Source organism: Enterobacter sp. Ag1, assembly GCA_000277545.1.
GTDB lineage: Bacteria > Pseudomonadota > Gammaproteobacteria > Enterobacterales > Enterobacteriaceae > Cedecea.
This window is the reverse complement of record AKXM01000032.1, coordinates 72,829-93,666: the sequence shown is the minus strand read 5'-3', so window position 1 is coordinate 93,666 and position 20,838 is coordinate 72,829. Positions and strand designations below refer to the sequence as shown.

At 57.7% G+C, this 20,838-nt stretch carries 19 protein-coding genes and 1 tRNA gene; 9 read left to right on the top strand and 11 right to left on the bottom strand.

Going from position 1 to position 20,838, the window contains the following annotated elements:
• Positions 1–25: 25 nt before the first annotated feature.
• The 3 genes from A936_RS13695 to A936_RS13685 form a co-directional block, all read right to left on the bottom strand.
• Entirely contained in the window at positions 26–304 is a 279-nt protein-coding gene (locus A936_RS13695) for a hypothetical protein (RefSeq protein ID WP_008458753.1), read from the bottom strand.
• Between the two features lie 112 nt (positions 305–416).
• Positions 417–1,199 carry a metallophosphoesterase family protein gene (locus A936_RS13690; RefSeq protein WP_008458750.1) on the bottom strand — a complete coding sequence of 261 codons (783 nt, stop codon included), beginning with the start codon at positions 1,197–1,199 and terminating at the stop codon, positions 417–419.
• On the bottom strand, positions 1,189–2,727 hold the full coding sequence (locus tag A936_RS13685; protein WP_008458748.1) for an MFS transporter: 1,539 nt from the start codon (positions 2,725–2,727) through the stop codon (positions 1,189–1,191). The genes A936_RS13690 and A936_RS13685 overlap by 11 nt, the downstream gene beginning before the upstream one ends.
• Positions 2,728–2,841: 114 nt before the next feature.
• Between A936_RS13685 and A936_RS13680 the strand changes: the two genes are divergently transcribed.
• The 7 genes from A936_RS13680 to idnR all read left to right on the top strand — a co-directional run bounded on the left by A936_RS13680 (position 2,842) and on the right by idnR (position 10,011).
• On the top strand, positions 2,842–3,735 hold the full coding sequence (locus A936_RS13680; protein ID WP_008458746.1) for a LysR family transcriptional regulator: 894 nt from the start codon (positions 2,842–2,844) through the stop codon (positions 3,733–3,735).
• A gap of 85 nt (positions 3,736–3,820) precedes the next feature.
• Positions 3,821–4,432 carry a hypothetical protein gene (locus tag A936_RS13675; protein ID WP_008458743.1) on the top strand — a complete coding sequence of 204 codons (612 nt, stop codon included), beginning with the start codon at positions 3,821–3,823 and terminating at the stop codon, positions 4,430–4,432.
• Positions 4,433–4,692: 260 nt separating this feature from the next.
• Positions 4,693–5,193 carry an HAD-IA family hydrolase gene (locus A936_RS13670; RefSeq protein ID WP_008458740.1) on the top strand — a complete coding sequence of 167 codons (501 nt, stop codon included), beginning with the start codon at positions 4,693–4,695 and terminating at the stop codon, positions 5,191–5,193.
• Positions 5,194–5,612: 419 nt separating this feature from the next.
• Positions 5,613–6,644 (top strand): L-idonate 5-dehydrogenase, encoded by a 1,032-nt coding sequence (idnD, locus tag A936_RS13665; protein WP_008458737.1) that lies wholly within the window; start codon positions 5,613–5,615, stop codon positions 6,642–6,644.
• Positions 6,645–6,668: 24 nt separating this feature from the next.
• Entirely contained in the window at positions 6,669–7,433 is a 765-nt protein-coding gene (gene idnO, locus A936_RS13660) for a gluconate 5-dehydrogenase (protein ID WP_008458735.1), read from the top strand.
• Between the two features lie 194 nt (positions 7,434–7,627).
• Entirely contained in the window at positions 7,628–8,947 is a 1,320-nt protein-coding gene (locus A936_RS13655) for a gluconate:H+ symporter (RefSeq protein ID WP_008458734.1), read from the top strand.
• Between the two features lie 65 nt (positions 8,948–9,012).
• Complete coding sequence (gene idnR / locus A936_RS13650; protein ID WP_008458732.1) at positions 9,013–10,011, top strand: DNA-binding transcriptional regulator IdnR; 999 nt, start codon at positions 9,013–9,015, stop codon at positions 10,009–10,011.
• A gap of 420 nt (positions 10,012–10,431) precedes the next feature.
• Here idnR and A936_RS23490 read toward each other — a convergent pair.
• From A936_RS23490 to A936_RS13640, 3 genes are all read right to left on the bottom strand, one after another.
• Positions 10,432–10,526 (bottom strand) — tRNA-Sec (locus tag A936_RS23490).
• Between the two features lie 128 nt (positions 10,527–10,654).
• On the bottom strand, positions 10,655–11,569 hold the full coding sequence (locus A936_RS13645; protein ID WP_008458730.1) for an alpha/beta hydrolase: 915 nt from the start codon (positions 11,567–11,569) through the stop codon (positions 10,655–10,657).
• An 83-nt stretch (positions 11,570–11,652) separates the two neighbouring features.
• On the bottom strand, positions 11,653–11,988 hold the full coding sequence (locus A936_RS13640) for a nuclear transport factor 2 family protein (RefSeq protein ID WP_008458728.1): 336 nt from the start codon (positions 11,986–11,988) through the stop codon (positions 11,653–11,655).
• A gap of 204 nt (positions 11,989–12,192) precedes the next feature.
• Between A936_RS13640 and A936_RS13635 the strand changes: the two genes are divergently transcribed.
• Positions 12,193–12,414, top strand: coding sequence for a YgdI/YgdR family lipoprotein (locus A936_RS13635; protein WP_008458725.1), 222 nt, complete (start codon positions 12,193–12,195; stop codon positions 12,412–12,414).
• 51 nt (positions 12,415–12,465) lie between these two features.
• Here A936_RS13635 and fdhE read toward each other — a convergent pair whose 3' ends face one another.
• The 4 genes from fdhE to fdnG are packed head-to-tail and all read right to left on the bottom strand — an operon-like array spanning position 12,466 to position 17,989.
• Positions 12,466–13,395 carry a formate dehydrogenase accessory protein FdhE gene (fdhE, locus tag A936_RS13630; RefSeq protein WP_008458723.1) on the bottom strand — a complete coding sequence of 310 codons (930 nt, stop codon included), beginning with the start codon at positions 13,393–13,395 and terminating at the stop codon, positions 12,466–12,468.
• Entirely contained in the window at positions 13,392–14,027 is a 636-nt protein-coding gene (fdoI, locus tag A936_RS13625) for a formate dehydrogenase cytochrome b556 subunit (protein WP_008458721.1), read from the bottom strand. Before fdoI ends, fdhE begins: the two co-directional genes overlap by 4 nt.
• Positions 14,024–14,926 (bottom strand): formate dehydrogenase subunit beta, encoded by a 903-nt coding sequence (fdxH, locus tag A936_RS13620; RefSeq protein ID WP_008458719.1) that lies wholly within the window; start codon positions 14,924–14,926, stop codon positions 14,024–14,026. Before fdxH ends, fdoI begins: the two co-directional genes overlap by 4 nt.
• Positions 14,927–14,938: 12 nt before the next feature.
• Positions 14,939–17,989, bottom strand: a complete 3,051-nt coding sequence (gene fdnG, locus A936_RS13615) for a formate dehydrogenase-N subunit alpha (protein ID WP_157141417.1) — start codon at positions 17,987–17,989, stop codon at positions 14,939–14,941.
• A 179-nt stretch (positions 17,990–18,168) separates the two neighbouring features.
• Between fdnG and fdhD the strand changes: the two genes are divergently transcribed.
• Positions 18,169–18,993 (top strand): formate dehydrogenase accessory sulfurtransferase FdhD, encoded by an 825-nt coding sequence (fdhD, locus tag A936_RS13605; RefSeq protein WP_008458712.1) that lies wholly within the window; start codon positions 18,169–18,171, stop codon positions 18,991–18,993.
• A gap of 210 nt (positions 18,994–19,203) precedes the next feature.
• On the opposite strand, the gene exaC is transcribed toward fdhD, so the two are convergent.
• On the bottom strand, positions 19,204–20,742 hold the full coding sequence (gene exaC, locus A936_RS13600) for an acetaldehyde dehydrogenase ExaC (protein ID WP_008458710.1): 1,539 nt from the start codon (positions 20,740–20,742) through the stop codon (positions 19,204–19,206).
• Between the last annotated feature and the right edge of the window lie 96 nt (positions 20,743–20,838).

The window sequence follows — 20,838 nt, the reverse complement described above, 5'->3', positions numbered from 1 at the left end:
TGTGGGGAGAAATGGCGCCAACCGTTTAGAAATGTACCGGCTGGCCGAAACCGTCGCCGCTGTCGGTACTGTTATCCCTGCGGCCTCTGGCTTCCAGCTGGTCGGCGCGGATGCGGTCCCGGATATCCTGGCGCTGTTCCGGCGTCAGGTAGCGGCTATTGTAGTAGGGATCGGGCCACGGGGAGCGCATAAAGCTGTCGTCCAGGCGTTGCCTGTCCTGGCGGTCTATTCCTGAATTGTCTGATGACGAACAGGCCGCCAGCAGCAGCGGAGCCAACAGAACGAGTGCATATTTAGAGGCCATTTTTCTTCCTGAAGCGGCAAGCAATGAAAGTGAGGCAGTATCGCGCATCGACATATTGATGTGCGTTATCTGCCGCCAATATTGCGCAGCTTATCACGAAATAGTGAGCCGCTCAGAATACCGACAGCGCCCGTGAACAGGCCATGCCGTGTTGATACAGCTCCTCCGCGTAAAAGTCAGGCAAGGGGCTGTCTTTAATCGCCTGGGCCACGGCGGCGACGTCATAATTTACCGTTTGAACCGCCAGTTTTAGCTTCCCGTGACGGTAGTGCCCCCTCAGCCAGGTGGCCTGCGGCTCGCCGGGTTTGATTCGCCCGACGGCACCGGTATTGGCGACGATTAGTCTGCGGCCATCGCTGCGGACTAATTCGCGAATATCCGCGTAGTGCGTATGCCCGGAAACCATCACATCGAACTGATGCGTGGTTTGCCACTTCATCAGTTGGCTGCAGGAGAACTGGCGATGCACATACTCGGACAGAGAATCCGGGCTGGCGTGAACAAGCAGAATTCTGAGCGGCCCGGCGTAAAACGCTCTCGACCGGGGCAGGGCGCTGAGCCAGCGGCGGTTCTCCTCCGTCAGTGTGCGTTTGCTCAAGGCAATCGCCTGTTCACGGGCTTGTTGTTCATGGACGGAGTGCTTAGCCAGCGGCGTGACCGGCTCGTCCATTGCTACGCGGCGGTCGTGGTTGCCCATCACCACCGGAATGTTGCGGCTGCGAATCAGGTTTATCACTTCATTAGGCCACGGCGCAAAATCCACCAGATCGCCCAGGCACCAAATTTGGTTGATGTGGTGGCGGTCAATGTCCTGCAAAACGGCCTCAAGTGCCGGTAAATTGGCGTGAATATCGCTGAAAATCGCAAACTGGAAATCAATATCTTTAGCGTTCATTGAGCTGACTCCCGGCGCGATCCCGCACGGTGAAAACGACAACCAGAGCAATGAAGAAAGCGAACAGCGCAGCGCAAACCAGCATCAGCGAGAAGCCGCTGGCGTAGCTGTGGCGGATCAGCGAGCTTAGCGTCTGAGCCTGTTTCTCCGGCCACAGCGCAAGGGCGCGTTGCACATCTCCGGCCACAACCTGAGTAATAAAATCGTCGCGTACCGGCAGGTTGCTAGCCTGCATCGTTGAGGTCAGCACGTGACGCGTATGCCCGGCCAGAATGGCCCCCAGCAGCGCAAAACCTTGCAGAATGCCGGAGAAGCGCGCCGTGGTGCTGATCCCCGAAGCCATGCCCGCCCTTTCGTGAGGCACGGTGCCCATAATCGCCTTCTGCGTTTCGCCGTTAAGAATACCTCCGCCGCTGCCCAGCACGGCCATACCGGCGATAACCAACCAGGGCCACTGCGCCAGCACACCGCTGGCGATAATCAGGTTGCCGACGCCAACCAGCCCTAATCCGGCGGCTAAGATCCAGCGGGCGGCCATGCGGTGTGCCATCCAGCGGGCCACCATCGGGAAGAACAGCATGGCGAGCGCGAACGGCAGCATACCCACCCCGGATGCCAGGGCGGTTTTCCCCTCGACGTTTTGCAGCATCAGCGGCAGCAGCGAGGTCATTACCTGCGCCGTAGCCGCATAGGTAAACATGGCCAGCACTGCGCCAATAAACGGCAGCGAGCGGAACAGGCGGAGATCGAGCATTGGCTGGCCTTTGTAACGTTCGACCAGCGCAAAGAACAAAAAGAACCACGCCGAAGCGATAAAGCGCCCCATCACTTCGGGACTGCCCCAGCCGTGCTCCGGGGCGAGGATCAGCGCCCAGGTGAGAGAAAACATGGCGGCGATAAACAGCGAAATGCCATGTACATCCGGCTTACCGGCGGCAGGATTGCTGGACTCTTCGATGGTGCGCAGCACCGCCATCGCCAGCAGCAGGCAGATGGGAATGTTGATGTAGAACGCCCAGCGCCAGCCGAAATAGGCGCTGATGATGCCGCCGGCCAAAGGCGCGAGCACCATGGTGATGCCCATCATGCCGCCCCAGATGGCCCACGCCCGGCCCCGTGCCTGAGGTTCGCGGAAGGTATGGCCGATGATCGCCAGCGCGGGTGCCAGCAAGAACGCCGAGCCTACGCCCTGCAGCGCGCGGGCAATATTCAGCATCAGGATGGTGGTGGCCGCTCCGCAGGCAAGGGACGCCAGGGCAAACAGGGCGATACCGAATAAAAAAATCCGCCGTCTGCCGAAGCGGTCCGCCAGCGAACCGGCGGGCAGCAAAAGGGAAGAGAAGCACAGCACGTAGGCGCCAATCACCCACTCCATATCGGCAAACGTGGCGTCCAGCCCGCGGGCGATGGTCGGCAACACGACGCCAACGATATTTGTGTCGATGACCGTCATCGCGCAGCCCATGGAAGCAACCAGCAGCACGGTGGTGTCGTTTTTGGCCACGGGCGCGGCCAGCACAGTAGACATAAAAGCTCCGAAAACGCGGGAAGAACACGCCTTAAGCTTCACGATCCGGGGCGCGGTATTCAATTTCCACGTTCGGCATTATTATTAGTTAATACCTAATAATCAGGAGTAAACATGGAGCTTCGCCATCTGCGTTATTTCCTCGAAGTTGCCCGAACGCTCCATTTTGGCGCGGCGGCGGAAACGCTGAATATCTCCACGCCGACGCTGTCGGTGCAAATCAGTCAGCTTGAGCGGGAGTTTGGCACCCCGCTATTTTTACGCACCAAAAGGCGCGTACAGCTGACCCAGGCCGGGGAGATTTTCCGCGAAGAAGCCGAAGCCACTCTGCGGCAGGCTGAGCTGACGCGTGAGCGTGTGCTTAGCGCTGCACGCGGCGAGCAGGGCTACATTCGCGTCGGCTACGTGGCGTCTTCGCTTTGGTCGGGGACGCTTAGCTCGGTGATGGGGGCGTTTCGGGGGAGATATCCGGATATCTCGCTTGGTGCGCGAGAAGTGCTGATGGACAGCATGGCGGCAGCGCTGGTGGAGGGCAAAATCGACGTTGGGTTTGTGCGAGCCCCGGTTGCGCTGCCGTCAGAAGTCGGGCACCTGTTGGTGCAAAGCGACTGTTTTTGCCTGGCGCTCCCCGCTTCCCATCGTCTGGCTTCCCGCGCGGAAGCTATCGACCCTGCGGCTCTGGCCGGGGAAAGCTTTATTCTGCCGGAGCAGACTGCTGGCTCACATGAAGTCGCCCGCCGGGGTGGGTTTGTGCTCAACGATGCCATTCGCTCCAGCACGCTGACCGAAGTGCTGGCGCATATCGCGCTGGGCAACGGCATCGCGGTTATCCCGGAGATCATGGCGAAAACTATTGGCGTGCCGGAGGTGGTCTATCGCCCGATTGCCGGGGCAGAGATCCCTTCGGCTATCTGGATGCTGTACCGTAAGCGGGAGCGCACGCCGCTGATTAAACGCCTTATTCGCTTCGCAAAAGAGCACGTTTCGGGTGGGTCAGGAAACGTTTGAACACACTCTTTCACCCCCGGGATTCATTTGGCGGTTACGCTTGATCCAGAGCAGTCCTTACCCTGACCTGAATCCTGGAGAAAGCATGATCAAGCCTCGTTTGTTTATCCCGGCCCTAAGCCTCCTGCTGCTGAGCGTGGGCGCTGCGGCAGCGGACAATGTCATTACCCCGGTGCGCGGCACCATTGATGCGGTCAATGATTCCTCGCTGCAAATCACCACCCGTCAGGGGGAAAAGCTTTCCGTTGGCCTGACGGACAAAACCCGCATCAACGGCGTGAGCGAAGCGAAGATGAGCGACATCAAGCCCGACAGTTTCATCGGCACCGCCGCCGTGCCGCAGGCGGACGGCACGCTGAAGGCGCTGGAGGTACACGTTTTTGCCCCTAGCCTGCGCGGTTCCGGGGAAGGGTTTAATCCGTTTGAATCCGCCAACGGCCAGGTGAACACCATGACCAACGGCACGGTCGGCACCCTCGTGAACAGCCACGGGCGCACGATGACGGTGAAATTCCACGGCCAGCAGAAAACCGTGCAGGTGCCGGACGACGTGCCGGTGGTGCTGATCAGCCCCGCCGACAAATCCGTGCTCAAGCCGGGCGTGAAAGTGGTGCTGTTTGCCACCAAAGATGACAAAGGCCAGGCCGTCGCGCGTGGGATTTCCGCCGGGGTTAACGGGCTGACGCCGCCGATGTAATTTGTGGTGATTATCAGAACAGTGGCGACATCTATACAGAGAACCTGTCAGTAAGCTTTACAGGTTGAATCATTGATCTGTATTTCCCTTCTCCCTTTTAGGGAGAAGGTGGTTGCCCAGGTGAACAATAAATAACGCCCATGTATGATGCTCCGCAGACCATCCGACTCCTGTGGAGAGCACGTCATTGACAGCACAGACGGGCAATATTCTTTTTAGCGGCCAGCGCTTTCCTGCCCACCATTCACGGCGTGCGTGCGGTGGAGACGATTGCCCGCCAGAATCAACCGGGCGTGGATGCCGAAGCCGAAGCACAGCGGATTACCGAAGCTGAAATCGCCGATGTGGATGGCGTGGAAGCCATCGGCGGCGCGCGAGAGTTTTTGCAGGTGCTGCCGATGGATCGCTGGGCCATTGTTACCTCCGCCCCAAAAGCGTTGGCGCTGCGCCGCATTCAGGCCGCCGGTTTGCCTGAACCCAAAGTCATTATTGCGGCGGAAGACGTCCGTCTCGGTAAACCCGCCCCGGAGGGCTACCTGCTGGCGGCGGAAAAATTGGGCGTAAACGCGGCCGACTGCCTGGTGTTTGAGGATGCCCTGGCGGGTGTACAAGCCGGTGAAGCGGCAGGCGCAAAAATCTTTGTCATTTCCGGCACCAACGCTCACCACACCGGGGAGCTCTCTCGTTATACCGGCGCGGAAAATTACGATGCCCTGCGAGTTGAGGCCGACGGCTCGGGTATTCTCTTGCAGCTAAGCTAATTATTCAGGCTCTCTTTTGTGGCAGAGCCTATTCAAGGTGATTGACAGATTCCCGGCCGATGAGTGCCGGGTTATCTCTTTCATTCTCATGGGTAATTAAAAATATTACTCTACTTTGTAAATAAATAATTCATACTTTTCATGATGGCTAATATTTGATTTGCAGAACGTTCATGTATTTTTCTTTTAAAGGTTTTTGATGTTTTTTATTTATTTACCAGCTTCCTCAGAAGCTATTTTTTTATTTTCCGCATTACATCGCCCCATCCCTGGCGCCAACCGCTAAGAACTAAAAGGTGCGTCACGTTATGCGTAACATCCTTCTGTAACAGCCTTTAAGTGTGACTCTCATCACAATTATGGGCAGGTAAAAGCCTTTAAATAGCGCTGAGTTTTACCCGCTGACTATTGAGGCATTGATGAAAATTAACACTGAATCCTGTGTGATCTCAGGCAAGCAAACCGTTTCCGTTAGCCATCATGAAATTGAGTGGAATAATAAAGGGACGTTGCTGAAGATTTCCCGGGGAGGCATTTGCGGGTCCGATTTGCATTATTATCAGGAAGGGAAGGTCGGCAACTTTGCCGTAAAAGCCCCAATGATTTTAGGCCATGAAGTTATTGGCACGGTAGTGCATACCGATTCTCCTGAATTACATGAAGGGCAGACGGTCGCTATTAATCCATCCAAACATTGTGGTCATTGTAAATATTGCCTTAGCCAGGAAGAAAATCAATGCACAACCATGCGCTTCTTCGGCAGCGCGATGTACTTCCCACACGTTGACGGCGGCTTTACCCGCTTTAAAACCGTCGACAGCGCGCAGTGCGTTCCCTATCCCGCTGAAGCGGATGAAAAAGTGATGGTGTTTGCCGAGCCGCTGGCGGTGGCCATCCACGCCGCGCACGAGGCGGGAGATCTGCAGGGCAAGCGCGTGTTTATCTCCGGCGTAGGGCCGATTGGCTGCCTGATCGCCAGCGCGGTAAAAACGCTGGGAGCGGCAGAAATTGTCTGCGCCGATGTCAGCCCGCGCTCGCTTTCGCTGGCCGCGCAGATGGGCGCCGACACGCTGGTGAACCCGCTGCACGACAGCCTGGACGGCTGGAAAGAGGAAAAAGGCTACTTCGATATCAGCTTTGAAGCCTCCGGCCACCCTTCGTCAGTAACCACCTGCCTGGAAGTGACCCGCGCCAAAGGCACCATGGTGCAGGTGGGAATGGGCGGCGCAGTGCCGGAATTCCCCATGATGATGCTCATCGCCAAAGAGATTTCGCTGAAAGGCTCTTTCCGCTTCACCACGGAGTTCAATACGGCCGTTTCCTGGCTGGCTAACAAGGTGATTAACCCGCTGCCGTTGCTGAGCGCAGAGTATGCCTTTACCGACCTGGAGCAGGCGCTGATCTTTGCCGGGGATAAAACCCAGGCCGCGAAAGTCCAGCTGGTTTTCTGAGGCCTGTTAATAAGGATTAAGGCAATGAACGATCTTTTTTCACTGAAAGGCAAGAACATCCTGATTACCGGCTCTGCGCAGGGGCTCGGGTACCTGATGGCTACCGGGCTGGGTCAGTACGGGGCGCAGATTGTCGTCAACGCCAGCACGCCAGCTAAGGTCGAGGCTGCGGTGCAAAAGCTGCGGGACGAAGGGATCCGCGCCGTGGGCGCCCCGTTCGACGTGACGCAGAAACAAGATGTCGATGCGGCTGTGGAGCGCATTGAGCAGGAAGTGGGCCCGATTGATGTGCTGGTGAACAACGCCGGAATTCAGCGCCGCCATCCTTTTACCGAGTTCCCCGAGCAGGACTGGAATGATGTGATTGCGGTGAACCAGACCGGCGTTTTCCTGGTTTCGCAGGCGGTGACCCGCCGGATGGTGGCGCGCCAGGCCGGGAAGGTGATCAATATCTGCTCCATGCAGAGTGAGCTGGGGCGCGACACGATCACGCCTTACGCCGCCTCGAAAGGCGCGGTGAAGATGCTGACCCGGGGCATGTGCGTTGAGCTGGCCCGCCACAACATTCAGGTCAACGGCATCGCCCCCGGCTACTTCAAAACGGAAATGACTCAGGCGCTGGTGAATGACGAAGCGTTCAGCGGCTGGCTGTGCAAACGGACGCCCGCCGCACGCTGGGGTGACCCGCAGGAGCTGATTGGCGCCGCGGTGTTCCTCTCTTCAAAAGCTTCAGATTTCGTTAACGGGCACCTGTTGTTTGTTGATGGCGGCATGCTGGCCGCCGTTTAACGGCGCGAGTGTCTGCCGAAAAGTGAAGGCGGGTAGACCGAATAAAAGGTGGAGAGCATGGGCCTTCTCTCGCCGCAGAAAGCTGAAAATCAAGCGATTGGTTTTCAGCTTTTTTAAACGCGCTGACTGCCCGACCTGACCACTAACCTGCAGCGCTTCGCGCTGCTTTTTTTGCACTGATAAGAGATAAGCGTATGCCATTACTTATTATTGCCGCAGGCGTCGCCCTGCTGCTGGTCCTGATGATCGGTTTTAAAGTGAACGGCTTTATCGCGCTGGTTCTGGTGGCGGCGGTGGTTGGGTTTGCGGAGGGAATGGATCCCCAGGCGATTCTGCACTCCATTCAAAACGGGATTGGCGGCACCCTCGGCGGGCTGGCGATGATCCTTGGCTTTGGGGCGATGCTCGGGAAGCTGATTTCGGATACCGGGGCGGCGCAGCGCATCGCCACTACCCTGATCGAGGCCTTCGGCGCGAAGCGCGTACAGTGGGCGCTGATGATTGCCGGGCTGGTGGTTGGGATGGCGATGTTCTTTGAGGTCGGCTTTGTGCTGCTTTTACCGCTGGTGTTCACCGTTGTCGCCTCGTCCGGCCTGCCGCTGCTGTATGTGGGGGTACCGATGGTGGCCGCGCTGTCGGTCACGCACTGTTTCCTGCCGCCGCACCCGGGGCCGACCGCGATTGCCACCATGTATAACGCCAATCTCGGTACCACCCTGCTATACGGGCTGATTATCAGCCTGCCGACGATTATCGTTGCCGGACCGCTGTTCTCCCGTTTGTTAACCCGGTTTGAAAAGCAGCCGCCGGAAGGTCTGTTCAGCTCGCGGGTGTTCAGCGAGGCGGAAATGCCTTCGTTCTGGAACAGCCTGCTGGTGTCCATCACGCCCGTGCTGCTGATGGCCATTGCCGCGCTTTGTAACGTGGTGCTGCCTGAAAAAAGCGGGCTCAGATCTTTCCTCGACTTTATTGGTAACCCGGCGGTCGCGCTGTTTATTGCCCTGACTATCGCCACCTTTACCCTCGGCTGGCGCAAAGGGCGAAGCATGGAGCAGGTGATGAACATCGCCGGGGACTCTATCGGCGCTATCGCGATGATCGTGTTTATCATCGCCGGTGGCGGCGCCTTTAAGCAGGTGCTGGTCGACAGCGGCGTAGGGCAGTACATCGCGCACCTGATGAACGGCGCGCCGCTCTCGCCGCTGCTGATGTGCTGGACGGTAGCTGCTCTGCTGCGTATTGCGCTGGGTTCGGCGACCGTCGCGGCGATCACTACCGCAGGCGTGGTGCTGCCTATCATCAGCGTGACCCACGCCGACCCGGCCCTGATGGTGCTGGCGACCGGGGCGGGGAGCGTGATCGCCTCTCACGTTAACGATCCGGGATTCTGGCTGTTTAAGGGCTACTTTAACCTCAGCGTGGGGGAAACGCTGCGTACCTGGACCGTGATGGAAACGCTGATCTCAGTCATGGGGCTGCTGGGCGTATTGACGATAAATGCCGTTTTGCATTAAATCGTTGTATGACTCGCCGACAGGCCACCGGGTGCGCGCGCTGCGCCCCGGTATAGAGAGGGCCGATGAGAAACCATCGCATTTCTTTGCAGGATATCGCCACGCTGGCTGGCGTAACGAAGATGACCGTCAGCCGCTACATCCGTTCGCCTAAAAAGGTTGCAAAGGAAACCGGGCTGCGCATCGCCCGAATCATGGAAGAGATTGATTACGTGCCCAATCGGGCCCCCGGTATGCTGCTGAATGCCCGCAGCTTTACGCTGGGGGTGCTGATTCCTTCTTTTCAGAACCAGCTCTTCGCCGACATTCTCGCCGGCATTGAGTCCGTCACGTCCGGGCAGAATTACCAGACGCTGATCGCCAACTATAACTACAACCGCGAGTCGGAAGAGGAGTCGGTGATTAACCTGCTCTCCTACAACATCGACGGCATTATTCTCTGCGAGAAGTACCACACCTTCCGCACCGTGAAGTTTTTGCGGTCCGCTGCCATCCCGGTTGTGGAACTGATGGATATTCAGGGCGACCGGCTGGATATGGAAGTGGGGTTTGATAACCGCCAGGCCGCGTTAGACATGGTTGGCACCATGCTGGACAAGCGACAGCGGCGCAGGATCGTCTACCTCGGTTCAAAAGATGACGTGCGCGACGAGCAGCGCTTTCGCGGCTACTGCGATGCCATGACGCAGCGCGGCCTGGAGCCGCAGCGCATCAACCCGAAAGCCATTTCATCCATCCACCTCGGCATGCAGCTGATGCGCGACGCAATGGCGACTTACCCCGATCTGGACGGCGTATTCTGCACGAACGACGATATTGCGATGGGCGCCCTGCTGCTCTGCCGCGAGCGGGGCCTGCTTGTCCCGGAACAGATCTCGATCGCCGGTTTTCACGGGCTGGAGATGGGGCGCCAGATGATCCCCAGCCTGGCAAGTGTGATCACCCCCCGCTTTGACATTGGCCGGGTGGCGGCCAGAATGCTGCTGGATAAGATCGGCAATGAAGACCTGAACCACAACACCATTGATTTGGGCTACCAGATTTACCACGGGCAGACGCTGTGAGCGGGTTTTGTGAGGCAGGCGCCAGGAAGGGAACACGCCGTTGATGACGCCGCGTATTTTTCCCCTCTCCCTTTTAGGAAGAGGGTCGGATGAGGGGCTAGTGAATATTATTCCGGACTGGCTATCGATCGTTGCCAGACCTGAATCTGCGCGGACAAAGCGGGGCGCTCGCAGGCTGTCGATCAGAAGGTTAAACATCGTGATTAACAGAGAGCTGCAATATTTCCGTACCTGGAAGTGGCCAGCATCATCTATGGATGTATAAGATTTGTATCGCGCTGAAAGTTAATAAGGATTATTACGAATTTTTGGAATGTTGCATGAAGTAGATTGCACGCTAAAACATTAATGTGCTTTGGTGGAAATATTTTAATATTCTCAACCAATTATTTTATTTAGATGTTTTTGATATTTTAAACTTGGCGGAAAGTCACAGGAGTCGAACCTGCCCGGCGCCGCTGGCGGCACCAACTGGAGTTGAAGTCCAGCCGCCTCACCGGAGACGACGACCTTCCGCGCCTGCATTGCTACATGGAGGCGGGCGCAGTATACCGGGTTTCATGCTGCTGCCCAATGGGTCAGTAAGAATATATCCTGCGCCTAAAGTGAAATTATTTGCTAAATCAGTCTAACGACCTGGGAATCACTCCGTTGACGCGGTTCGCCAGGCTATGTCTCTTATGGCCTCTCTCGCTGTCAGGCTAATGCCGCCCAGCTGAAAGAAACCGTGGATCACGCCCAGATAGCGCTGGCAGCTTGCCGTAACACCTTGTTCTATAAGCTGGGAATAAAGTAATTCGCCCTCATCGCGCAGGGGATCGTATTCGGCGGTGAGGATATGCACTGGTGGCAGCCCGGCAAAATCTTCGCGCCACAGCGGGCTGGCTTCCGGATGCATCACATCCGTTCCAGGGAAATAAGCTTCAAAGCCACTGAGCAGCGTGTCGCGGGTGATAATGTAGTCTTCGCCGTTCTGCTGGTAGCTTGGTTGCTGAGCGCTGGCGTCGAGCATCGGATAAATCAGCATCAGGCTAGCCGGGAGCCATTCCTTGGCGGCTTTCAGACGCAGGGCGGTTACCAGGGCGATATGCCCGCCCGCGCTGTCTCCGGCAAGCGTGATACGCTCACTATCGACGCCTAAATTCATGGCGTGCTGCCTGATTAATATGGCAACACGTTCGGCATCATCATGGGCGGCAGGGTAAGTGTGTTCTGGGGCCAGGCGATACTGCACGGCAATGACCCGGCATCCGCTGTGAAAAGCTAACTGGCGGAGCTGATTATCGTGAGTGGCAAACCCGCCGCTGACAAAGCAGCCGCCGTGATAATAAATCACCGTCGGTAGTGTTCCACTGGCGTCGAGTGGGGAAACGACCCGTAACGGCATTCCCTCCAGTGAAATATCTTCCACCTGGACTCTGGTTTCCGTTTCACCGGCCAGCACGGTACTGGCGATATAGCCCGCCCGGCGGTCGGCAAAACTTTGCTGGCGGGAAGAGGGGCGACCGGCGGCAATAAAGTCATTCACCAGCCGGGCAATAGCGGGTTCGAGGGCCATAATACGTCCTTTTACTGGATGAATATCCATATCCTATGCCGACAAACTGGCCAGGTAAACCCATCATTTATGGCGGGCAGGGTTCAGCCAAAAAAGAACCATGCCGTTTTTATCAGCCCATTTTCCACTTCGAAAACGGCCATGCTTTCAATCGGTTCATCGCTCAGGCCGTGGATCTTCTCGTGATCGAACACCTTGTTGCCCATTGCGGTGCGGGAAATGATTTCTGCTCGCAGGGCCGGGTTATTGAAGCGGTGATCTTTGTAGAAGGCATACAGGGCATCGCGTCCTGCCAGAGAAGGCGTTACGGCTGGCGGGCGATAGGCGGTGAAATCTTCGCTAAAGCAGGCTGTAAAGGCGTCGAGGTCGTGGGCGTTGTACGCCTCGAACTGGCGGATGACGGGGTCTGTGACTGACATAAAAGTATCCTGATAAGAGAAACTGGCGGGCTGCCAAAATATGGTTGTGTGCCGGGACAGCGTCTCTTGCCCGATGGAAAATGTCTAATGAAAGGAATGGTGACGAGGTTAAGCCTCCTGTCTCTCTTCGCAATACACATTAACAACCGGTTGCATTTCATCCCGTTACAATCCCGTGTCTAAAACAATACAGGGTTGGCAAAAATGAAAAAACTTTTCGGGATGATGTTGGTTGGCGCGGTGGCGTTCTCGGTTGTGGCCTGCTCCAGCAGCTACGTAATGGCGACCAAAAATGGGGAAATGATCGTCACCAAAGGTAAACCAGAGGTGGATAAGCAAACCGGACTGACGCGCTATTATGACGCGCAGGGCGTGGAGCATCAGATCCAAAACGATCAAATCACCCAGCTGATTAAGCGCGGGTGATCGTTAGAAAAGAAAACTACCGGCCAGCGCGAGCTGGCCGGTAGTTAAGATTTATTCCCCTTCGCCAGGGAATAAGAATGGGTTGATGCTGCTGCGGGCGAAGCCTTCCTGCTCCATACGGGCGTCAAGCACCAGCGAGGCCAGGTCGTCGGCGACGGCTTCCACTTTCGGGTCCTTTTCCTGATAGAGAATTTTCAGGTAGGTGCCGCAGTCGCCGCAGCTTTCGGCTTTGATCGCCGCCTGTTCGCTGTCCAGCGACCAGTAGTTTAAGTCGCGGGTCTGCTCGCAGTTGCTGCACTTCACGCGCACCACGTGCCATTCGGTTTCGCATAGATTGCAATGCAAATAACGCAGGCCGTTAGTGGTGCCGATGTGCACCATGCTGGAAACCGGAATCGAGCCGCAAACCGGGCAGAACTGGCGCTGTTCGCCATATTCGGCTTTGGCTTTGCCGGGGATAAGCGTCGCCATTTGCGCCCAGTAGAGCGACAGCGCGGCCCAGATAAACGGTGCCTTGTCGCTGCTGACGAGCGCGAAGTCGGCGTTGAACAGCGCGGTGGCCATCTCTTCCAGCTCCTGGGAAGACGCCTTTTCAAGATTTTCAATCACCGCTAACGCCGGGCCGTCCATCTCTGGCTTCAGCTCGGCAATCAGCGACTGCAGCAGGCGCTGCCAGTGCGGGTCGCGCGGCAGGACGTGAATATCCAGCGGCGGCTTGCCGGTTTTAGCTGCTTCGGCAATCAGGGCGGTTAAATCCATCTCCAGCGGGTGGTCGTACAGCACCACTTCCTGCGCGTGGGCAATCAGCGCGGCAAAGCGCAGATAGTCGCCCAGCGGGTTGCTGGCAGCCAGCTCGCGCAGGCGTTCAGCACGGCGGTTGTAGAGATTTTTGAGCCTGGGGAATAATAGCGGCGGAATCACTTCCGCCGTGCGTTTCTCGCTCTTCTCCAGCTGATCTTGCGGGATTATGCGAATACTCATTCAGATGACTTTTCCTGTTTCCGGCGGACTTCGCGATACCATTTCGGGTGATGTTTCTTCGCCCACGTCGTGGTAACCCAGCCCTCCACCATCGCGGTGATGGTGCCTTTTACCCAAAGGGCGGCGTAAATATGCACCATGATAACCACAATTAACGCTACCGCGGCAAATGAATGCAGCATTAACGCAAATCGAATAACCGGAATTGGGAAGGCTGGCGCAAAGTAAGGACGCCAGATAATCACGCCGCTCGCCAGCAACAGCACCAGGAAAATAATCGCCGCCCAGAACACGCATTTCTGGCCGAAGTTATAGCGCCCGGTGTCTCCCACTTCCTCGTTGACGACGATCTTACGAATATTCTTCGCCCAAAAGATATCATCCCGATTGATTAGGTTGTGGTGCCAGTAACGGAAAAACATGATGATGAAGGAGGCGAACATCACCACCCCAACGAACGGGTGGAGGATGCGCGCCAGCTGCGGCGTGCCGAGAATGCCCATCAGCCAGTTGAAGGACGGGAAGAAAAAGCCCAGTCCGCTCACCGCCGCCAGCACGAAGCAGAAGGCGGTGATCCAGTGGTTGATGCGCTCCGGCGCGCTATAGCGCTGAATGGTCGGTTGCTTTTTCATTTACGCACCTCGTCGTCGTCATGGTGCAGATTATCGTCCTCTTCATCGGCACGGTTCGGGCCGACCCCAACGTAGTGGAAGACGCTGGCGGCGAAGGTTGCCGCAAAGCCGATGGCGGCCAGCGGTTTCCAGACGCCTTTCCAGAACTTCACGGTTGGGCTGATGGACGGGTTCTCCGGCAGGCCGTGATACAGCGTCGGCTTGTCCGCATGGTGCAGCACGTACATTACGTGCGTCCCGCCAACGCCTGCCGGATCGTACAAACCTGCGTTGTCATAACCACGGGTTTTCAGTTCCGCCACGCGCTCGCCGGCGAGGGTCTTCATATCCTCTTTCGAGCCGAAATGAATCGCCCCGGTCGGGCAGGTTTTCACGCATGCTGGCTCCTGGCCCACGGTGACGCGGTCTACGCACAGGGTGCATTTGTAGACGCGGTTGTCTTCCGGGTTCAGGCGCGGCACGTCGAACGGGCAGCCCGCAATACAATAGCCGCAGCCGATGCACTGTTCGGACTGGAAGTCGACGATGCCGTTGGCATACTGAATAATCGCCCCTTCCGATGGGCACGCCTTCAGGCAGCCCGGATCCGCGCAGTGCATACAGCCGTCTTTGCGGATCAGCCATTCCAGTTTGTCGTTCTGCTCCACTTCCGAGAAGCGCATCACCGTCCAGGATTTGGCGGTCAGGTCCGCCGGGTTGTCGTACACCCCGACGTTGTGCCCCACTTCATCACGGATGTCGTTCCACTCCGAGCACGCCACCTGGCAGGCCTTACAGCCGATGCAGGTGGTGACGTCGATAAGCTTGGCGACCTCTTGCTGGTGATCCCGCGCCTGAGGCGCGGGCGTGAAGCCGTTAGTGGCGGAACGACGGATAATGTCCTGAGATTGATAAGCCATAATTCGTCTCCGTTACACCTTTTCCACGTTGACCAGGAACGCCTTGAACTCTGGCGTTTGCGTGTTGGCATCCCCGACAAACGGCGTCAGGGTGTTGGCGATAAAGCCTTTCTTCGCCACGCCCTCGTAACCCCAGTGAATCGGGATCCCGATGGTGTCCACTTTCTGGCCGTGAACGTCCAGCGTGCGGATACGCTTGGTCACCACCGCTTTGGCCTTGATGTAGCCGCGGTTGGAGGAGACCTTCACCGTGTCGCCGTGGGCGATGCCGAGCTTGTTGGCCAGTTTCTCGCCAATCTCGACAAACTGCTCCGGCTGCGCGATGGCGTTCAGCAGCGCGTGCTTGGTCCAGTAGTGGAAATGCTCCGTCAGACGATAGGTGGTGCCGACATACGGGAACTTGTCGTGCGTGCCCATCGCCTCCAGGTCATCTTTAAACACGCGTGCCGCCGGGTTGGAGACCACGTTCGGGTGCAGCGGGTTGGTGCCCAGCGGCGTTTCAAACGGCTCGTAGTGTTCCGGGAACGGCCCTTCTGCCATCTTGTCGAGGGCAAACAGGCGACCCAGGCCTTCCGGCTGCATGATAAACGGCCCGACGCCGCTGTCCGGCGCAGCGGTGCTGTAGTCCGGCACGTCGATGCCGCCCCATTTCGCGCCATCCCAGGAGATCAGGCGGCGTTTTTCATCCCACGGTTTACCCGACGGATCGGCGGAAGCACGGTTATACAGAATGCGGCGGTTAAGCGGCCACGCCCATGCCCAGCCGAGCGTGTTGCCCAGGCCTGACGGGTCGGCGTTGTCGCGGCGTGCCATCTGGTTGCCGTCCGGTGTCCAGCTCCCGGCGAAGATCCAACAGCCGCTGGACGTTGTCCCGTCGTCGCGCAGCTGAGCAAAGGAGCTGAGCTGCTGCCCTTTTTTCACCAGCACCGCGCCGGTGGCCGGGTCAATCAGGTCTGCCAGCGCCTTGCCGTTGCTTTCCATGGCCACTTCTTCCGGCGCCGGGTTATCCGGGGTCAGGTACTGCCAGGTCATGTTCAGTACCTGCTCAGGCACTTTGCCGCCGTCGCGCTCGTACATGCGGCGCAGGCGGGTGAAGATGCCGGAGAGGATTTCGCCGTCGTTCAGCGCTTCCCCCGGCGCATCCGCCCCCTTCCAGTGCCACTGCAGCCAGCGCCCGGAGTTGACGATGGAGCCGTTCTCTTCCGCGAAGCAGGTGGATGGCAGGCGGAACACCTCGGTCTGGATTTGCGACGGATCAACGTCGTTCATCTCGCCGTGGTTCTGCCAGAAGTTGGAGGTTTCGGTGTTCAGCGGGTCAATGGTGACCAGGAACTTCAGCTTCGAAAGCGAGGCCACGACCTTGTTCTTGTTAGGGAACGAGGCCACCGGGTTAAAGCCCTGGCACAGATAGCCGTTGACCTTGCCCTGGCTCATCATCTCGAAGTACTGCAGCACGTCGTAGCCTTTGTCCCACTTCGGCAACCAGTCGTAGCCCCAGCCGTTTTCTTTCGTCGCTTTGTCGCCAAAGAAGGCTTTCATCATCGAGACGAAGAATTTCGGGTAGTTGCCCCAGTAGTTCACTTGGCCTTTCAGCAGCGGTTTCGGCGTGTTGGCCGCCAGATAGCTGTCGATATCCACCTGTTTTTCGCTCGGCAGGTTCATGTAACCTGGCAGGCTGGTGGAAAGCAGGCCGAGGTCAGTCAGACCCTGAATGTTGGAGTGGCCACGCAGGGCGTTAACGCCGCCGCCCGCCATCCCCATGTTGCCGAGCAGCAGCTGGATCATCGCCATGGTGCGGATGTTCTGCGCGCCGATGGAGTGCTGTGTCCAGCCCAGGGCGTACAGGAACGATGCGGTTTTGTCCGCCACGCTGGTTTCGGCGATGTACTCGCACACCTTCAGGAAGTCTTCCTTCGGCGTACCGCAGATGCTGGTGACCACATCCGGCGTGTAGCGGGAAATATGCTCTTTCAGCAGGTTCCACACGCAGCGCGGGTGCTGAAGCGTCAGATCGCGTTTGGCGAAGCCTTCTTCATCCAGCTCGTAGTTCCAGGTGGTTTTGTCGTACTTGCGGTTTGCCGCGTCGTAGCCGGTGAACAGGCCGTCGTCGAAGCCGAAGTCCTCACGCACAATCAGGTTGGCGTTGGTGTAAGACTCGACGTATTCGCGATTGAATTTGTTGTTGTTTATCAGGTACAGCAGGACGCCCGACAGGAATGCAATGTCGGTCCCGGAACGGATAGGCGTGTAGAAATCCGCCACCGAAGCGGTTCGCGTAAAGCGAGGATCGATCACAATCAGCTTCGCGCCGTTGTGAATTTTGGCTTCCATCGCCCAGCGGAATCCCACCGGATGCGCTTCTGCCGCGTTCCCACCCATTACCACGATGAGGTTGGCGTTTTTGATATCAACCCAGTGGTTGGTCATCGCACCGCGACCAAATGTTGGAGCAAGACTTGCTACCGTTGGTCCGTGTCAGACACGCGCCTGGTTATCCACGGCAAGCATGCCGAGGGCGCGGGAAAATTTCTGGGTTAAATAGCCGGTTTCGTTGCTGGACGCGGAGGCGCACAGCATCCCCGTGGAGAGCCAGCGGTTGACCGTGGTGCCCTGATCGTTCTTTTCGATGAAGTTGGCGTCGCGGTCTTCTTTCATCAGCTTCGCGATGCGGTTAAAGGCATCGTCCCAGCTGATTGGCTGCCATTTATCGGAGCCTGGCGCGCGGTAAGAAGGCGTTTTCAGGCGGCTTTCGGAGTGGATGAAGTCCACCAGACCGGCCCCTTTCGGGCACAGCGCGCCGCGGTTTACCGGGTGGTCCGGGTCACCTTCGATATGAAAAATTGAGGCTTTTGCGTTTTTTGCGCCGTCGCCGAGGCTATACATCAATAGCCCACAGCCCACGGAGCAGTATGTGCAGGTGTTACGGGTTTCACGGGTGCGCAGCAGCTTGTACTGCCGGGTTTCCGCTAGCGCAGCGCCGGGGGCAAAACCCAGTGCTGCTGCCGTGGTGCCTGCCATACCGCCAGCGCAGATCTTAAAGAACTGCCTTCTGCTGACCTGCATGGATCGCTCCTTACATTTCGACATTTCACATTGCTTAGGATTTATTTTGCGGGGTAACCCGCAAAGGTTCACAATTAGAACCAGTATAGATTTTGATGGCTTTCTTCCCTTCATCCGGAAGGGGTATTAAGTAGAATACCACAATGGTCCTGAGGGTGTTCTCGAATGGTTAAAACTAAGTGAACAAATTTCGCTACTCTGAAAAAGAAACCGTGGCGCAGATCACCGGCGCGCGCACGATTGATCTTTGGCACCGGGGCAATCTCACCGTGGCAGAAACCGACTGGCTGGCGGAGGAAGTGCCCGTGGCGCTGGTTTACAACGGCATTTCACACGTTGTGATGATGGCATCGCCTAAAGACCTCGAAGCGTTTGCTCTCGGGTTTTCTCTGTCTGAAGGCATCATTGAAAGCCCCGCGGAGATTTATGGGATGGATGTGTCTCCGTCCTGTAACGGTATTGAAGTGCAAATTGAGCTGTCCAGCCGCCGCTTTATGGGGCTGAAAGAGCGCCGGCGAGCGCTGGCCGGGCGAACCGGCTGCGGCGTTTGCGGCGTCGAGCAGTTAAACGACATTGGCCGCCCGGTTCCGCCGCTGCCGTTTACCCAGACGTTTGCCCTGGAAAACCTGGATGCGGCGCTGAAAAAAATGCGTGACTACCAGCCCGTCGGCGAGCTGACCGGCTGTACCCATGCGGCACTTTGGCTAGATCCAGAGGGCCACATCCTCGACGGAAGGGAAGATATTGGCCGCCACGTAGCGCTGGATAAAATGCTCGGCGTTCGCAGCCGTAACCCGTGGCACAACGGCGCTGCGCTGGTGTCGAGCCGTGCGAGCTATGAAATGGTGCAGAAGGCCGCGATGTGCAGCATTGAAATCCTGTTCGCGGTGTCTGCGGCGACCTCATTAGCGGTTGAAGTTGCGCAGCGGACAAATCTCACGCTGGTAGGCTTTAACCGGCCTGGGCGGGCAACGGTTTATACGCATCCTGAGCGGCTGCGCTAGGTTTTCCCCTCACCCCGGCCCTCTCCCCAAAGGGGAGAGGGAGGAAAGAAGTGGAAGATGAAGCAATCCTCTCACCATAGGAGCGAGGGAGTAAATAAGTGGAAGGTGAAGCAATCCTCTCCCCAGGCGAGCCAGGAGAAAATATCTAACAGGCAACGCTAACTCGTCCCCTCTCCCTTCCAGGGAGAGGGGACGAGTTAGGGTCAATCCTCAGAACAGGCCCAGCGGCTTATCGGAATAGCTCACCAGCAGGCACTTCGTCTGCTGATAATGCTCCAGCATCATCTTATGGGTTTCGCGCCCAATCCCGGACTGTTTGTAGCCCCCGAACGCCGCGTGCGCCGGGTAGGCGTGATAACAGTTGGTCCACACGCGCCCGGCCTGAATGCCGCGCCCCATTTTATACGCCAGGCTGCCGTTACGGCTCCACACGCCCGCGCCCAGGCCGTATTCCGTGTCGTTTGCCAGCTCCAGCGCCTCTTCCACGGTTTTAAACGTAGTGACGGCGAGCACCGGCCCGAAAATTTCCTCCTGGAACACACGCATGTTGTTTTTACCGAACAGGATGGTCGGCTCAAGGTAGTAGCCCGCCTGCAGGTCGCCCGTCAGCGCTTTTCTGCGCCCGCCAGTAAGTACATCCGCGCCTTCTTTCTTGCCGATGTCGATGTAGTTGAGGATGGTTTCCATCTGCCCCTGAGACACCTGCGCGCCCATCTGGGTGCGACTGTCCAGCGGGTTGCCGGAGCGAATGGCTTCTACGCGGCGGATCGCGCGTTCAATGAAACGTTCGTAGATGGACTCCTGCACCAGCGCGCGGCTCGGGCAGGTGCAGACCTCGCCCTGGTTGAAGGCGAACAGCGCAAAGCCTTCCAGCGCCTTGTCGAAGAAGGCGTCTTCCTCTTCCATTACGTCGGCGAAGAAGATGTTCGGGGATTTGCCGCCCAGCTCCAGCGTGACCGGGATAATGTTCTGGGTGGCGTACTGCATGATCTGCTGGCCGACTTCGGTGGAGCCGGTAAACGCCACTTTAGCGATGCGTTTGGAGGTCGCCAGGTATTCACCTATTTCGCCGCCCGCGCCGTTGACCACGTTAACCACGCCCGGCGGCAGCAGGTCGCCAACCAGCTCCATCAGCAGCAGCACGGAGAGCGGGGTCAGTCGCGCAGGCTTCAGTACGATGCAGTTGCCCGCCGCCAGCGCCGGGGCCATTTTCCAGCTCGCCATCAGCAGTGGGAAGTTCCACGGGATAATCTGCGCCACCACGCCCAGCGGTTCGTGGAAGTGATAGGCCACGGTGTCTTTATCCACCTCGCTGATGCCGCCTTCCTGGGCACGAATGCAGGAGGCGAAGTAGCGAAAGTGGTCGATAGCCAGCGGCACGTCGGCGGCGCTGGTTTCGCGAATCGGTTTGCCGTTGTCCCAGGTTTCCGCCGTCGCCAGCAGCTCAATATTTTGCTCCATGCGGTCGGCAATTTTTAGCAGGATAGTCGCGCGCTCCTGCACGGACATCTGTCCCCAGCCCTTTTTAGCCGCGTGGGCAGCATCCAGCGCCAGGTCGATGTCGGCCTTGCCGGAGCTGGCGATTTCGCACAGCGGCTGGCCGGTTACCGGGGTGAGGTTTGCATAGTACTGGCCGCCAACCGGGGCAACCCACTGGCCGCCGATGTAGTTGTCGTAACGGGGTTTAAGTTTGAGCGGGAAACCATACTCGCCGGGAATAATACGGGTATCGGGAGGATTATTTGTCATGGCCGTCTCCTTGTGATGGTTCACTCACAAGGGTAGTTCGGGCTGTCTGTTTCTTCGCCATTTCGCGTCGGCTTTACGACATGCTTCACGGATTCC

What these genes read in the sequence shown, in the direction of transcription:
- A936_RS13695 (WP_008458753.1), bottom strand. Translation starts at nt 304, where the DNA reads ATGGCCTCTAAATATGCACTCGTTCTGTTGGCTCCGCTGCTGCTGGCG.
- A936_RS13690 (WP_008458750.1), bottom strand. Translation starts at nt 1,199, where the DNA reads ATGAACGCTAAAGATATTGATTTCCAGTTTGCGATTTTCAGCGATATT.
- A936_RS13685 (WP_008458748.1), bottom strand. Translation starts at nt 2,727, where the DNA reads ATGTCTACTGTGCTGGCCGCGCCCGTGGCCAAAAACGACACCACCGTG.
- A936_RS13680 (WP_008458746.1), top strand. Translation starts at nt 2,842, where the DNA reads ATGGAGCTTCGCCATCTGCGTTATTTCCTCGAAGTTGCCCGAACGCTC.
- A936_RS13675 (WP_008458743.1), top strand. Translation starts at nt 3,821, where the DNA reads ATGATCAAGCCTCGTTTGTTTATCCCGGCCCTAAGCCTCCTGCTGCTG.
- idnD (WP_008458737.1), top strand. Translation starts at nt 5,613, where the DNA reads ATGAAAATTAACACTGAATCCTGTGTGATCTCAGGCAAGCAAACCGTT.
- idnO (WP_008458735.1), top strand. Translation starts at nt 6,669, where the DNA reads ATGAACGATCTTTTTTCACTGAAAGGCAAGAACATCCTGATTACCGGC.
- A936_RS13655 (WP_008458734.1), top strand. Translation starts at nt 7,628, where the DNA reads ATGCCATTACTTATTATTGCCGCAGGCGTCGCCCTGCTGCTGGTCCTG.
- idnR (WP_008458732.1), top strand. Translation starts at nt 9,013, where the DNA reads ATGAGAAACCATCGCATTTCTTTGCAGGATATCGCCACGCTGGCTGGC.
- A936_RS13645 (WP_008458730.1), bottom strand. Translation starts at nt 11,569, where the DNA reads ATGGCCCTCGAACCCGCTATTGCCCGGCTGGTGAATGACTTTATTGCC.
- A936_RS13640 (WP_008458728.1), bottom strand. Translation starts at nt 11,988, where the DNA reads ATGTCAGTCACAGACCCCGTCATCCGCCAGTTCGAGGCGTACAACGCC.
- A936_RS13635 (WP_008458725.1), top strand. Translation starts at nt 12,193, where the DNA reads ATGAAAAAACTTTTCGGGATGATGTTGGTTGGCGCGGTGGCGTTCTCG.
- fdhE (WP_008458723.1), bottom strand. Translation starts at nt 13,395, where the DNA reads ATGAGTATTCGCATAATCCCGCAAGATCAGCTGGAGAAGAGCGAGAAA.
- fdoI (WP_008458721.1), bottom strand. Translation starts at nt 14,027, where the DNA reads ATGAAAAAGCAACCGACCATTCAGCGCTATAGCGCGCCGGAGCGCATC.
- fdxH (WP_008458719.1), bottom strand. Translation starts at nt 14,926, where the DNA reads ATGGCTTATCAATCTCAGGACATTATCCGTCGTTCCGCCACTAACGGC.
- exaC (WP_008458710.1), bottom strand. Translation starts at nt 20,742, where the DNA reads ATGACAAATAATCCTCCCGATACCCGTATTATTCCCGGCGAGTATGGT.